At 67.0% G+C, this 14,402-nt stretch carries 9 protein-coding genes; 2 read left to right on the top strand and 7 right to left on the bottom strand.

Translation table 11 applies throughout. From position 1 onward, the window contains the following. Positions 1-123: 123 nt before the first annotated feature. From N0B71_RS18940 to metH, 3 genes are all read right to left on the bottom strand, one after another. Positions 124-474 carry a YggL family protein gene (locus N0B71_RS18940; RefSeq protein WP_259754239.1) on the bottom strand — a complete coding sequence of 117 codons (351 nt, stop codon included), beginning with the start codon at positions 472-474 and terminating at the stop codon, positions 124-126. A gap of 43 nt (positions 475-517) precedes the next feature. Further along, positions 518-955 (bottom strand): GFA family protein, encoded by a 438-nt coding sequence (locus N0B71_RS18945; protein WP_259754240.1) that lies wholly within the window; start codon positions 953-955, stop codon positions 518-520. Positions 956-1,040: 85 nt separating this feature from the next. Continuing rightward, entirely contained in the window at positions 1,041-4,733 is a 3,693-nt protein-coding gene (gene metH, locus N0B71_RS18950) for a methionine synthase (protein ID WP_259754242.1), read from the bottom strand. Between the two features lie 171 nt (positions 4,734-4,904). On the opposite strand from metH, the gene N0B71_RS18955 reads away from it, so the two are divergent. Both N0B71_RS18955 and nfuA read left to right on the top strand, forming a co-directional pair. Beyond that, entirely contained in the window at positions 4,905-7,193 is a 2,289-nt protein-coding gene (locus tag N0B71_RS18955) for a fatty acid cis/trans isomerase (protein ID WP_259754243.1), read from the top strand. Positions 7,194-7,638: 445 nt separating this feature from the next. Further along, positions 7,639-8,223 carry a Fe-S biogenesis protein NfuA gene (gene nfuA, locus N0B71_RS18960; RefSeq protein WP_259754244.1) on the top strand — a complete coding sequence of 195 codons (585 nt, stop codon included), beginning with the start codon at positions 7,639-7,641 and terminating at the stop codon, positions 8,221-8,223. A gap of 607 nt (positions 8,224-8,830) precedes the next feature. Here the strand turns inward: nfuA and N0B71_RS18965 are convergent. The 4 genes from N0B71_RS18965 to N0B71_RS18980 all read right to left on the bottom strand — a co-directional run bounded on the left by N0B71_RS18965 (position 8,831) and on the right by N0B71_RS18980 (position 14,326). Further along, entirely contained in the window at positions 8,831-9,073 is a 243-nt protein-coding gene (locus N0B71_RS18965; RefSeq protein ID WP_259754246.1) for a DUF1272 domain-containing protein, read from the bottom strand. A 31-nt stretch (positions 9,074-9,104) separates the two neighbouring features. After that, positions 9,105-10,106, bottom strand: a complete 1,002-nt coding sequence (locus tag N0B71_RS18970; protein ID WP_259754247.1) for a GlxA family transcriptional regulator — start codon at positions 10,104-10,106, stop codon at positions 9,105-9,107. An 84-nt stretch (positions 10,107-10,190) separates the two neighbouring features. After that, entirely contained in the window at positions 10,191-13,244 is a 3,054-nt protein-coding gene (locus N0B71_RS18975) for an efflux RND transporter permease subunit (RefSeq protein ID WP_259754249.1), read from the bottom strand. Beyond that, positions 13,244-14,326 (bottom strand): efflux RND transporter periplasmic adaptor subunit, encoded by a 1,083-nt coding sequence (locus N0B71_RS18980; RefSeq protein ID WP_259754250.1) that lies wholly within the window; start codon positions 14,324-14,326, stop codon positions 13,244-13,246. Before N0B71_RS18980 ends, N0B71_RS18975 begins: the two co-directional genes overlap by 1 nt. Positions 14,327-14,402 lie beyond the last annotated feature (76 nt).

Genomic DNA, 14,402 nt, shown 5'->3' on the forward strand with positions numbered 1-14,402 from the left:
GCAACCTGCTCCGTGTTTGAACCGACGCAGGGTCGCAGAGCAGGGGCCTGCTGACAACAGTGGCGAAACGACGCTGTTGACTTCGCCCGGCTCGGCGTTGCGCCGCGCCGGGTGAATGACCGCTTACTCGAACAGGCCGTGCCAGCAGTCGCTCAGCTCGCCCAGTTCGAAGGACTTGGCCCAGGACTGCTTTTCCAGCCACAGGCGGGTGGTTTCGCGGTCGGCTTCGGTGAGGCTGCCGACGGCGTTCAGGCACAGGTAGCCGGTGAATTCGCCCTCTTCGGTGGCGCCGCCGACGAAGACCCAGCCCTCGGACTCGACGAAGGCGATCCACTGGTCGAGCACGTCGTCCAGATCGCCGGTGTAGTTCACTTCCAGGCTGAAGCCGAATTCCTGGAATTCGCCCAGGCGCAGCTTCTTGAGGAGGCGGCGCTTGCGCGGTTTGGCCATCTGTTCGGGGGTGAGGTATTTCATCTGTCTTTCTCTCGTCAGGGGAAGGCCGGCAGGTGGCCGGGCTTCAATCCGTGGTGTCCCGGGTGATACGCACATCGGCGAACCATAGCTTGCGCCAGCGCTCCTTGCGCTCATTCAGCGGCAATTGGCGTGGCGAGGCCGGTTGGGGCGCGCCCAGGGTGGCGGGATTATCCAGTATCTGGACGTTGAGTGCAGCGTAGGTTTTCCCGGCGTCCTCCCAGAGCGCGGCAGTCAGCACGCCGCAGCGGCGGCACAGAAGGAATTCGACGGTGCCGCTGCCCTGGCGATAGCGCAGCGAGTCAGCGGCCGACCGGCAGTGGATGGCTAGTTGGCCTTGCGCGTCGGAAATGTAGGCGGCGCCGTGTTTGCGGCAGAAATCGCAGTCGCAGGCTCGCGGGGTGTAGTCGGCTGGATCGTGGCTGAGTTCGGTGCGGACAGCCAGGCTGCCGCAGTGGCAGCTTCCTTGAAGCAGAGGGTTCATGCGGCGGGCTCCGGTATTGACTCGCCCGGAGCTTGCTCCCTGGCACCGCGCCGGGCAAGCCCGGTCGCGGCATCAGGGGAGGGGCTTAGTTGTCGTAGCCCAGGTTCGGCGACAGCCAGCGTTCGCTGGTGCTGATTTCCTGGTCCTTGCGCGCGCTGTAGCGTTCGATCTGGTCCTTGTCGACCTTGCCCACGGCGAAGTACTGGGCCTGCGGGTGAGCGAAGTACCAGCCGCTGACGGCGGCGGCGGGGAACATGGCGTAGTGCTCGGTCAGCGTCACACCCGAGACGCCCGTGGGATCGAGCAGCTTGAACAGCGTGCCTTTCTCGGTGTGGTCCGGGCAGGCCGGGTAGCCGGGCGCCGGGCGAATGCCGACGTACTGCTCCTTGATCAGCGCCTCGTTGTCCAGGTGCTCCTCGGGCTGGTAACCCCAGTATTCCTTGCGCACGCGCTCGTGCAGCCATTCGGCGCAGGCTTCGGCGAGGCGATCGGCCAGGGCCTTGACCATGATCGCGCTGTAGTCGTCGCCCTTGGCCTCGTATGCCTTGGCGACTTCCTCGGCGCCGATGCCGGCGGTGGTGATGAAGCCGCCAACATAGTCCTTCACACCGCTGTCTTTCGGCGCGACGAAGTCGGCCAGGCTGAAGTTCGGCTTGCCGTCGGGCTTGATGGTCTGCTGGCGCAGGTGGTGCAGGGTGGCCAGCTTGTGGCCGTCGTCGCCGTAGACTTCCAGGTCGTCGTGGTGCACCTGGTTGGCCGGCCAGAAGCCGAAGACCGCCTTGGCGCGGATGAGTTTCTCGTCGATCAGCTTCTTCAGCATCGCCTGGGCGTCGTTGAACAGGCTGGTGGCCGCCTCGCCGACGACTTCGTCGGTGAGGATGCGCGGGTACTTGCCGGCCAGGTCCCAGGAGATGAAGAAGGGCGTCCAGTCGATGTACTCGGCCAGCACGTTCAGGTCGATGTCGTCCAGCACCTTCACGCCGGTAAAGCTCGGCACCGGCGGCTGGTAGCCGGCCCAGTCGAACTGCGGCTTGGCGGCGATGGCCTGCTCGTAGCTCAGGCGTTCGGTACGCGCGCTGCGGTTGGCGGTGCGTTCACGCACCTCCGCGTATTCCTCGCGCAGCTTGCGGGCGTACTCGGGCTTCATTTCCTTGGACAGCAGCGTGGTCGCCACGCCCACCGCGCGCGATGCGTCGGTGACGTAGACCACCGCGTCGTTGCTGTACTGCGGGTCGATCTTCACCGCGGTGTGCGCCTTGGACGTGGTGGCGCCGCCGATCATCAAGGGCAGATGGAAGTTCTGCCGCTGCATTTCCTTGGCGACGTGGACCATCTCGTCCAGCGACGGAGTGATCAGGCCGGACAGGCCGATGATGTCGCACTTCTCGGCGATGGCGGTCTGCAGGATCTTCTCCGCCGGGACCATCACGCCGAGGTCGACGATGTCGTAGCCGTTGCAGCCCAGCACCACGCCGACGATGTTCTTGCCGATGTCGTGCACGTCGCCCTTCACCGTGGCCATGAGGATCTTGCCCTTGGCCTCGGGCTTGTCGCCTTTTTCCGCCTCGATGAAGGGGATCAGGTGGGCCACCGCCTGTTTCATCACGCGGGCGGACTTCACCACCTGAGGGAGGAACATCTTGCCGGCGCCGAACAGGTCGCCGACCACGTTCATGCCGGACATCAGCGGGCCTTCGATGACCTCGATGGGGCGCGCGCATTTCTGCCGGCACTCCTCGGTGTCCTCGACGATCCAGGTGGTGATGCCCTTGACCAGTGCGTGCTCCAGGCGCTTCTCGACGCTATGGCTGCGCCATTCCTCGTCTTCCACTTCCTTGGTGGCGCCGCCGCCCTTGTAGTTGTCGGCGATGGCCAGCAGTGCCTCGGTGGCGTCCGGGCTGCGGTTGAGCACCACGTCCTCGACCTTGTCGCGCAGCTCCTGCGGGATCTCGTCGTAGATCTCCAGTTGGCCGGCGTTGACGATGCCCATCGTCAGGCCGTTCTGGATGGCGTAGTAGAGGAACACCGAGTGGATCGCTTCGCGCACCGGGTTGTTGCCGCGGAACGAGAACGACACGTTGGACACCCCGCCCGAGCTCAGCGCGTAGGGGAGGTTGTCGCGGATGTAGGCGCAGGCGTTGATGAAGTCCACTGCGTAGTTGTTGTGTTCCTCGATGCCGGTGGCGACCGCGAAGATGTTCGGGTCGAAGATGATGTCTTCCGGCGGGAAGCCCACTTCGTTGACCAGGATGTCGTAGGAGCGCTGGCAGATTTCTTCCTTGCGCGCCTGGGTGTCGGCCTGGCCGGCTTCGTCGAAGGCCATCACCACCACGGCGGCGCCGTAGCGCTTGCACAGGCGGGCGTGGTGCTTGAACTGCTCAACGCCTTCCTTCATGGAGATGGAGTTGACGATGCCCTTGCCCTGGATGCATTTCAGGCCCGCTTCGATCACTTCCCACTTGGAGGAGTCGATCATGATCGGCACGCGGGAAATGTCCGGCTCGGAGGCGATCAGGTTGAGGAAAGTCACCATGGCCGCCTTCGAATCCAGCATGCCCTCGTCCATGTTGATGTCGATCACCTGGGCGCCGGCTTCCACCTGCTGCTGCGCCACTTCCAGTGCTTCGGCGTAGTTTTCCTCGCGGATCAGGCGGGCGAACTTGGCCGAGCCGGTGATGTTGGTGCGCTCGCCGACGTTCACGAACAGCGAGTTGCGGTCGATGGTGAACGGCTCGAGGCCGGACAGGCGGCAGGCGCGCGGAATCTCGGGGATCGCGCGCGGGGCGTACTTGGCCACGGCCTTGGCGATGGCTTCGATGTGCGGCGGGGTGGTGCCGCAGCAGCCGCCGATGATGTTGAGGAAGCCCGACGCGGCGAATTCCTCGACTACCTCGGCCATCTGCGCCGGGGTCTCGTCGTATTCGCCGAAGGCGTTGGGCAGGCCGGCGTTGGGGTGGGCGGAAACGTGGGTCCCGGCCTTGGTCGCCAGCTCCTCCAGGTACGGACGCAGCTCTTTCGCGCCCAGGGCGCAGTTCAGGCCGACGGAGATCGGGTTGGCGTGGCGCACCGAGTTCCAGAAGGCTTCGGTGGTCTGGCCGGACAGGGTGCGGCCGGAGGCGTCGGTGATGGTGCCGGAGATCATGATCGGCAGCTCGACGCCCAGTTCTTCATAGACGCCCTGCACGGCGAAGATCGCGGCCTTGGCGTTCAGGGTGTCGAAGATGGTCTCGATCAGGATCAGGTCCGCGCCGCCCTCGATCAGGCCGCGGGTGGCTTCGCTGTAGTTTTCCACCAGCTCGTCGAAGGTGACGTTGCGAAAGCCCGGATCGTTGACGTCCGGGGAGATCGAGCAGGTGCGGCTGGTCGGGCCGAGCACGCCGGCGACGAAGCGCGGCTTGGCCGGGTTCTCGGCGGTCTTCGCATCGGCCACTTCACGGGCCAGGCGCGCGCCCTCGACGTTCATCTCGTAGGCCAGCTCTTCCATGCCGTAGTCGGCCTGGGACACGCGGGTGGCGTTGAAGGTGTTGGTCTCGAGGATGTCGGCGCCGGCGTCCAGGTAGGCTTTCTCGATGGCCTGAATGACATCCGGGCGGCTGAGCAGCAGCAGGTCGTTGTTGCCCTTCACGTCGCTCGGCCAGTCGGCGAAGCGCGCGCCACGGTAGTCCTCTTCCTGCAGCTTGTAGCTCTGGATCATGGTGCCCATGCCGCCGTCGAGGATCAGGATGCGCTCCTTGAGGGCTTGCTGAAGGGCTTGCAGGCGTGCGGCACGGTCGATCATTGGAAGTCTCGGAAAAGGGCGTGACGAAAGGTCGCTGATGATAGCAAAGCTGCAGGAAATTTGACCGGGCGCGGTTTTACATGAAGATTTCTCATGTTCAGTCTTTGGTTGGAGCGCATTGCGGCGGCGCTCCCGTTAGAATCCGCTTCATCCTGATGTCCGGAGTCCTTCATGTCCCTGCGAGCCCGCTTCACGTTGCTCATCGCATCCCTGGCGTTTTCGGCGCAGGCCCTGGCGGGAGGACTGTCCTACACCAAGGACATCCAGCCGATCTTCACCGAGAAGTGCGTGGCCTGCCACGCCTGCTACGACTCGCCCTGCCAGCTCAACCTGACCGCCGCCGAAGGCGCGCAGCGCGGGGCGAACAAGCTGCCGGTGTACGACGGCGCGCGAACCAAGGCTCAGGACACGACGCGGCTGTTCCTCGACGCCCACGGCGCGGATGCCTGGCGGCGCAAGGACTTCTGGTCGGTGCTCGATGGCCGTGGCAGCCAGGCGGCGCTGATGGCACGGATGATCGACCTGGGGCACGAGCACCCGTTGGTGCCGAACGCGAAGCTCCCCGATGGGCTGGACCTGTCGATCAACCGCGCCAACCAGTGCCCGACGCCTGACAGCATCGATGATTTCGTGGCGAAGAACCCGCGCAGCGGCATGCCGTTTGCCGTCACCGGCCTGACCGATGCGCAGCTGAAAACCATCAAGACCTGGCTGGCCCAGGGCGCGCCGGTGGACGAGCAGGCCTGGCAGCCGGGCCAGGGCGAAGCGGCGCAGATCGACCGCTGGGAGCGCTTCCTCAACCAGCCCGGCGCCCGCCAGAGCCTGGTGTCGCGCTGGATCTACGAGCACCTGTACCTCGCCCACCTGTACTTCACCGAGCGCGGCGAGCCGGGTCACTTCTTCCAGCTGGTGCGCTCGCGCACGCCCAGCGGCCAGCCCATCGACCCCATCGCCACGCGGCGGCCCAACGACGATCCGGGCAATACCTTCTATTACCGCCTGTGGCCGATCCAGGGTGTGATCGTGCACAAGACGCACATCACCTATCCGCTCAACGAGGCCCGTCTCAAGCGCAACCAGGAGCTGTTCTATGGCACCGCCTGGGATACCGACAAGGTGCCGGGCTACGGGCTGCAGCACCGCGCCAACCCGTTCGTGACCTTCGAGGCGATCCCGGCGCGGGCGCGCTACCAGTTCATGCTGGACAATGCCGAGTACTTCGTCCGCACCTTCATCCGCGGGCCGGTCTGCCGCGGGCAGATCGCCACCGACGTGATCCGCGACAACTTCTGGGCGCTGTTCCAGGACCCGGACCACGACCTCTACGTCACCGACCCCGACTTCCAGCGCCAGGCCTCGCCGCTGCTGGCGCTGCCGGGGCAGATCGATGACGTGGGCGCGATGCTCTCGCAGTGGCGCGCCTACCGCGACAAGCGCAACCAGTACGAGGAGCTGCGCCAGGACGTCTACGACGACGCGCCGGCGCCGACCTGGGCGGACATCTGGGCCGGCAACGACAACGCCGTGCTGAGCATCTTCCGCCAGTACGACAGCGCCTCGGTGCGCAAGGGCCTGATCGGTGGCGTACCGCAGACGATCTGGTGGATGGACTATCCGCTGCTGGAGCGCACCTACTACGGCCTGGTGGTGAACTTCGACGTGTATGGCAACGTCGCCCATCAGGCGCAGACCCGCCTGTATTTCGACCTGATCCGCAATGGCGCGGAGCAGAACTTCCTGCGCCTGATGCCGGTGGCCGCGCGGCAGAAGCTGCTCGACGACTGGTACCAGACCAGCGGCAAGCTGAAGATGTGGGCCGATTACTACAACAACGACAGCGACGCGCCGACCGGGCTGTTCCTGCCGGAGAAGGGCGCCAAGCTGGCCTTTGCCAAACAGTTGCTCAAGCACTACGTGGCGCTCAACGCGCGGCCCGACCCGATCAACCTCTGCGAGAACGGCGCCTGCTACCGCAACAATGTCGCCGCGCCGCTGCAGGACGCCGAGCAGGCCTTCAGCCGGCTGGTCAGCCGCCCGGCCGCCGGGCTGCCTGTGATCGACCAGTTCCCCGAGGCGACCATCCTGCGCGTCGAGCTTCCGGACGGTCAGCGCGAGATCTACACCGTGCTGCGCAACCGCGCGCACAGCAACGTCGCGTTCATCATGGGCGAATCCATGCGCTACCAGCCCGGCCTGGATACGCTGACCATCTACCCCGGCGTGCTGTCGAGCTACCCGAACTTCATGTTCGACTTCAAGGCCAGCGAGGCCGGCGAGTTCGTCAGTGCGCTGGAACAGGTGAAAACCGCCGCGGACTTCGAGAAGGTCGCCGATCGCTGGGGCATCCGCCGCAGCCACCCGCAGTTCTGGTTCTACTTCCACGACCTGGACGCCTACCTGCGTGAAACCGAGCCGGTGGAGGCGGGCGTGCTGGACATGAATCGCTACGAGAACCTGTGACCGTCGCGCGCTCTGCAGGAACGAGCGATGCCCGTGAACGCGGGCATGGCCCGTACCTACAGGTCAGCTCTGGGATTTCAGTTCGCGTAGGAGCGGACCTTGTCCGTGAAATCCACCGTGCTGGCGCCGAGGGTTCAGGTGTAGGCCGAGGCATACCCAAGCGCCGGCGTTGCGCTGTAAGAGCGGGCCATGCCCGCGATCGCGCGCATGGCGTGCTCCTACAGGTCAGCTCCAGTGTTCCGCGGACTTTGTCCGCGATCGGCCTCCACTCGCCGATGCGCGCCGTGTAGGTGCATCGGGCGCCGGCCTTGCCGACGGATAGCGGGCATGGCCCGCTCCTACAAAAGCGCACCGCCCAGCTGCGAATTATTCCTACTAAATCAGTAGGGCTTTATCCTTCACCCCCGGATGGCGTAAACTGGCGCCACGTTTGCGAGGAGTTGCCATGAGCGCTATCACCATTACCGAAGCCGCACAGGATTACCTGGCCGAGCTGCTGTCCAAGCAGGACACCCCCGGCATCGGCATTCGCATCTTCATCACCCAGCCGGGCACCCAGTACGCCGAAACCTGCATCGCCTACTGCAAGCCGGGCGAGCAGAAGCCGGAAGACACCCCGGTCGGCCTGAAGGATTTCACTGCCTACATCGACGCGATCAGCGAGCCGTTCCTGGAAGACGCCATCGTCGATTACGCCACCGACCGCATGGGCGGCCAGCTGACCATCAAGGCGCCCAACGCCAAGGTGCCGATGGTCAACGAAGACAGCCCGATCACCGAGCGCATCAACTACTACCTGCAGACCGAGATCAACCCCGGTCTGGCCAGCCATGGCGGCCAGGTGAGCCTGGTGGACGTGGTCGAGGACAACATCGCCGTGTTGCGTTTCGGTGGTGGTTGCCAGGGCTGCGGCGCAGTCGAGATGACCCTCAAGGATGGTGTCGAGAAGACCCTGATCGAGCGCATCCCGGAGCTGAAAGGCGTTCGTGACGTGACCGACCACAGCAACCGCGAGAACGCCTACTACTGAGTGGGCGCACGCGCTGCGAAAAGGCGACCTTCGGGTCGCCTTTTTTGTGGGCGCTCGCTGCCCGCACCCCTGTAGGAGCGGGCCATGCCCGCGATCCGCCGGCAGTGCCGGCGCTTGGCCTGTGCGGCGAGCGTCCTTCTCCATCCGGAATAAATTCGCGAGCAAGCTCGCTCCTACGAAGAGCCTCGAAACCAACCTGTAGGAGCGGGCCATGCCCGCGATCCGCCGGCAGTGCCGGCGCATGGCCTGCGCGACGCGCAAGCGTCCTTCCCCGTCCGGAGCGAATTCGCGAGCAAGCTCGCTCCTACGTAGAGCCTCGAAACCAACCTGTAGGAGCGGGCCATGCCCGCGATCCGCCGGCAGTGCCGGCGCTTGGCCTACGCGGCAAACGTTTTTCTCCATCCGGACTAAATTCGCGAGCAAGCTCGCTCCTACGAAGAGCCCCGAAACCAACCTGTAGGAGCGAGCTTGCTCGCGAACCACCATCGGTGCCGACGCCCAGAAGGGACATTGGCGCGGCCGTGATGCCTGGGAAGCTCCCGCTGAGAATTTCGCGGACAAGGTCCGCTCCTACGGGAGCCTCTGCGTCAGCGCGAGAGCGCCACGCTCAGCCCTGGCACCCGGCTGGGTTGTGCACCCGCTGGGTCGAGGCCGGGTTGGCCGCGAGCTTCTGCAACGGGCGGCGGGGGCGGGGCACCAGTTCGCCGCCGCAGTTCGGGCACCGGCCGTGCAGCACCTGCTCGGCACAGTCGCGGCAGAAGGTGCACTCGAAGCTGCAGATGAGGGCGTCGGCGCTGTCGCCGGGCAGGTCGCGGTCGCAGCATTCGCAGCCGGGGCGGAGTTCGAGCATGGCAATGTCCTTTGGTGTGTTGGGATGAATGTCAGTGCTGGCCGAAGCGCTCGGCGTATTCCTGCGGGCTGATCGCCAGGTGCTTGTGAAAGGTCCGACGCAGGTTTTCCGGATGACCGAAGCCGCACAGCCGCGACACCGTGCTGATCGACGCCTGGGCGTCCTGCAGCAGCGCGCGCGCCGCCTCCAGGCGCACCCGTTCGACATAGCGGCCGGGCCCCATGCCCAGTTCGGCGATGAAGACCCGCGAGAGGGTGCGCGGGCTCATGCAGGCCTGTTCGGCCAGGGCTTCCAGCGACAGGTCGTTGCCCAGGTGCGCCGGAATCCACTCCAGCAGCGCCGCCAGGCGCGGCGTGCGGGTCGGCTCCGGGGTGAGCCAGTGGCTGAACTGCGCCTGCCCGCCCGGGCGCTTGAGGAACATCACCAGGCGCCGCGCGACGGCCAGCGCCAGCGCGCGGCCCAGGTCGGCCTCCACCAGCGCCAGGGCGAGGTCGATGCCGGCGGTAACCCCCGCCGAGGTGAACACGTGGTCGTCGCCGTCGCGGCGCTGCGGGTCATAGGTGTGCAGCCGATCACCCTGCACGAGCACTTCCGGGAAGCCGGCGCAGAGCGCATCGACGTCCGCCCAGTGCGTGGTGGCCGGGCGCCCGTCGAGCACTCCGGCGGCCGCCAGGATCAGTGCCCCGGAGCACACCGAGCCGAGCCGGCGCACCTGGGGTTCGGCAGCGGCCAGCCAGTGCAGCAGCTCGGTATTCTCGCACTGCGCCGGCACGCCGATGCCGCCGGGCACCAGCAGGGTATCGAGGCTGGACGGATCGACGTCGCGCCAGGCCTGGTCGGCGCAGATGCGGATGCCGGCCGAGGTCGCCACCGGCCCGGCCTGTTCGCCGAGCACCAGCAACTCGTAGCACGGCGCCAGGCCCTGGCGCTGGCGTTCGACGTTGGCAGAGGCGAACACCTGCAACGGCCCGGTGATATCCAGGCTCATGACCTCGGCGTAGAGCAGGCAGGCGACGCGGCGGGGAGATTCCATGGCAAGACTCGTTGATTGGACGTCACGAGTGTGGCGGCGAGCGTCGTCGGCGGCAACGTCAGTCACCCCACGGATCCTGCCAGATCAGCGGGCGGCCTCCTTCGGGCCGCCGAGACGGTAGGCGCTCGCATACAGCACCGGCAGCACGATCAGCGTCAGCAGCGTGGCGAAGCCCAGGCCGAACATGATCACCACCGACATGCTCTGGAAGAAGGCGTCCAGCAGCAGCGGCGCAAGGCCCAGGATGGTGGTCAGCGCGGTCAGGCAGATCGGCCGCAGCCTCGCGCAGGCCGCGTTCACCAGCGCCTCGCGGGGTGGCTGGCCGGCTTCGGCGAGGTTGTCGACTTCCTCCAGCAGCACGATGCCGTTGCGCACCAGCATGCCGGACAGGCTTAGCAGCCCCAGCAGGGCCATGAAGCCGAAGGGGATGCCGGTGAGCAGGAAGCCCAGCGTCACGCCGATCATCGCCAGCGGTACGGTCAGCCAGATCAGCAGCGCCTTGCGCGGCGAGGAGAACATCAGCACGGTAATGATGAACATCGCCAGGAAGGCCATCGGCAGGCTGCCGAGCACGCCGTTGCGGGCGTCGCCGGAACTTTCCAGGTCTCCGCCCCAGGCCAGTTCGTAGCCAGGCGGCAGCGGCAGCGCCTCGATCTGCGGGCGTACCCGGCCCAGCAGTTGCGAGGAGGTTTCGCCGCTCTGCGCCAGGACGTCGGCCATCACCGTCAGGGTGCGCTTGCGGTCCTGGCGCAGGATCAGCGGGTCCTCCCACACGCTCCGGAAACTGCCGACCACCTGCTCAATGGGCAGGTAGCGCTGGCTCACCGGGCTCCACAGCATCAGGTCGTTGATCTGCCCGGCGTCGAGGTCGCGTTCGCGCACCACGATCGGCATCTGCCGGGTGCCGTCGCGGTAGATGCCCACCGTCAGGCCGCTGAAGCTCATGCGCAGCAGGCTGTCGAGGTCGCGCTTGTCGATGCCCAGCTCGCGGCCGCGGGCCTCGTTGAATTGCGGGCGCACCAGCAGCGCGCGGGCCTGCCAGTCGTGGCTGACGCCGGTGGCCACCGGGTCCGCGGCGAGGAGGTCGGCCACCTGCGCGCCGAGGCGGCGCAGCTCCTGCGGGTCCGGCCCGGTCAGGCGCACTTCGATGGCGCTGCCGCTGGAGGGGCCGAACATCAGGCGCTTGAGGCCGGTCTGCAGCTGCGGGTAGTGCTCGTCGAGGTAATGCTGCATGTCGGCGATCAGCCCAGGGATCTGCGCGCGGTTTTCGGTGCGCACCAGCACCTGGGCGTAGTTGGCGTGCTGGCGCTCGGCGCCGTAGGTCAGGATGAAGCGCGGCGCGCCCTGGCCGATGCTGGTCACCGTACGCTCAACCCCCGGCAGGGCGGTGATGTGCCGGTCGATCTCGGCGGCCAGGTCGCGGGTGTGCTCGATGGCGGTGCCCTGGGGCAGCCACAGATCGACGAAGAACATCGGCGTGTTGGCCGGCGGGAAGAAGTTCTGCCGGACCTGGGTGAAGCCCAGCAGGGAAGCGGCCAGCGCCACGGCGAGCAGGCCCAGGGTCAGTGCGCGCTGGCGCAGGCAGGCTTCCAGCAGGCCGCGGTAGGCGCGGTACAGCCAGCCGGCGTGGGGCTCGGCGCTGTCGGCCTTCGCCGGCATCTTCTCGAAGGCCCAGCGGGCGAACAGCGGCGCCAGGGTCATGGCGGTGAGCCAGCTGAGCAGCAGCGACACCAGCAGCACGTCGAATAGCGAGCGGCAGTATTCGCCGGTGGAGTCCGAGGACAGGCCGATGGGCGCGAAGGCCAGCACCGCGATCACCGTCGCGCCCAGCAAGGGCAGGGCGGTGAGGCGGACGATATGGCGGATCGCGGCGTCGATGCCCTGGCCGCGCAGGCGGCCGACCAGCACGCCTTCAACCACCACGATGGCGTTGTCCACCAGCATGCACAGGGAAATGATCAGAGCGCCGAGGCTGATGCGCTGCAGTTCGATACCCAGCAGGTACATCAGCAGCAGGCTGCCCAGCACGTTGAGCGCCAGCACCCCGGCGATCACCAGCCCGCTGCGCAGGCCCATGAACACCAGCAGCGTGCCGACGACAATCGCCAGCGCGGTGACGAAGCTGAGCAGGAAGCCGTTGACCGCCCCGTGTACTTCCACGGCCTGGTCATAGAAGGGGGTCAGCTGCATGCCCGCCGGGCGTTCGCTTTCGAGCTGGTCGAGTCGCTGGTGCACGGCGTCACCGACTTTCACCACGTTCACCTGCGGCGCGAAGGCGATGCCCAGCGCCAGCGCCGGCTTGCCATCGGCGCGCCAGAGGTGGCTGGGCGTGTCGGTAAAGCCGCGCTGCACCGTGGCGATGTCACCCAGGCGGATCAACTGGGCGCTGCCCGGCGCGCTCACCAGCAGGCGCTCCAGCTCGCCGACCTCGGCGAACTCGCCGGTGGGATGCAGGCGGATGCTCTCGCTGCCGACCCGCAGGCTGCCGGCGTCGGACACCACGTTCTGCCGGTTCAGCAGGTCCACCAGGCGTTGCAGGGGCACGCCCATGGCATTCATCTTTTCCCGCGAGACCTGCACCTGCACCTGCTCGGCCTGCAGCCCGGAGACCACCACCTTGCTCACGCCCGGCACCAGCACCAGCTCGCGGCGCAGGTAGTCGGCGTAGTCGCGCAGTTCCTGGTAGCTGTAGCCGTCGCCGGACAGGGACAGCAGGATGCCGTAGACGTCTCCGAAGTCGTCGTTCACCTGCGGCGGCGAAACCCCCGGCGGCAGGTGCGGGGCAAGGTCGTTGACCTTGCGCCGCAGCTCATCCCAGATCTGCGGCAGGTCGCCGGCGCGATACTGCGGCTTCACATTGACGGTGATCTGCGAGAGGCCGGCGCTGGAGATCGAGGTGAGTTTGTCGACATAGGCCAGCTGCTGGATGGCGTTCTCCAGCGGGTAGGTGACCTCTTCCTCGACCTGCTGCGGCGAGGCCCCGGCGTAGCGGGTGGCGACCACGGCGGTCTTCACGGTGAAGGCCGGGTCTTCCAGGCGGCCTATGTCGAGGATGGCGTAGAGCCCGCCGAGGGCCAGCAGCAGGATGACGATCCAGCTGCTGACCTTGTTGCGGATGAAGTAGCCGCTGATGTCCATCACAGCCCCCGTTCACGGTGCCAGGGGCGCACGCGCTGGCCTTCGCGCAGCTCGGCGGTGCCGGCGGCGACTATCCGCTCGCCCGGCTCCAGCCCGGCAAGCACCTGGATGCCCGTGGCGCCCGGCTGGCCGAGCTCGACCGTGCGGCGCTCGACGTGCAGGTTGTCGCCCTGGCCTTTCACCACCCACACCTGGCTCTGCCCCGGCGCGCCGTCGTCGGCGCTGAACACGGCCTCCACCGGGACATAAAGAACGGTCCGGGCGTCGCGGCCGAGCTGGGCGAAGTCCACCTCGACGGTGGCGCTCATGCCCGGCAGCAGGGTGACGTCCTGCGGCCGCTGCAGGGTGAGCGTGACGGTGTAGCTCAGGGTCGCCGGATCGGGGCGGGTGCTGTGCTCCTTGTATTGTGCAGGGAACTCGCGGCCGGGCACCCGGGCCAGGCGCACGATGGGCTGGTAGTCGCTGCGCAGGCTGGCGCCGTCGACGCGCTCCAGCAGGCTTTCCGGCAGCTGGAACTGCACGTCGTAGCGGTCGGCCGATTGCAGGACCGCCACCGGCTGCTTGGGCTGCAGCATCTGGTGGTTCTGCACCGGCAACTGGGCGATGACGCCGTCGAAGGGGGCCGTCAGGCGTGCGTAACCGAGTTCCTGGCGCGCCAGTTTCAGCGCGGCCTCGGCGGAGTCCAGCTGGGCCTTGCGCTGGTCCAGCTCGGCACGGGCCACCAGTTGCCGCTCATTGAGCGTGGCGACGCGCTGGTACTGGGCGCGGGCGAGGTTGTAGCTGGCCTCGCGGTCGCGCAGGCGCAGGCGCAGGTCGGCGTCATCCAGTTCGGCGATCAGCTGGCCGCGCTCCACGCGCTGGCCGGTCTTCACCGCCAGGGTCTTGAGATGCCCGGCGAGGCGGAAGGACAGGTCGACCTCATCCGAGGCCACGAGTTGGCCGGGGAACTGGCGCACACCTTCGGCGGCCGCGGCGGGCACGCCCAGGAGCTTCACCGGGCGCACGCTCTCGGCCGGCGCCGGGGGCGTCGGACCGCAACCGGCCAGCAGGCTGGCGAGCAGAAGGCAGGCGGGGGTTTTCACGAAGGATTCCTCGTCGACGAGTGGGATGTGACAAGGCTGCGCGCCACCCGGCGGAATCCGCCTGACTTGTATCAAG

Source organism: Pseudomonas sp. GCEP-101 (assembly GCF_025133575.1).
Lineage (GTDB): Bacteria > Pseudomonadota > Gammaproteobacteria > Pseudomonadales > Pseudomonadaceae > Pseudomonas > Pseudomonas nitroreducens_B.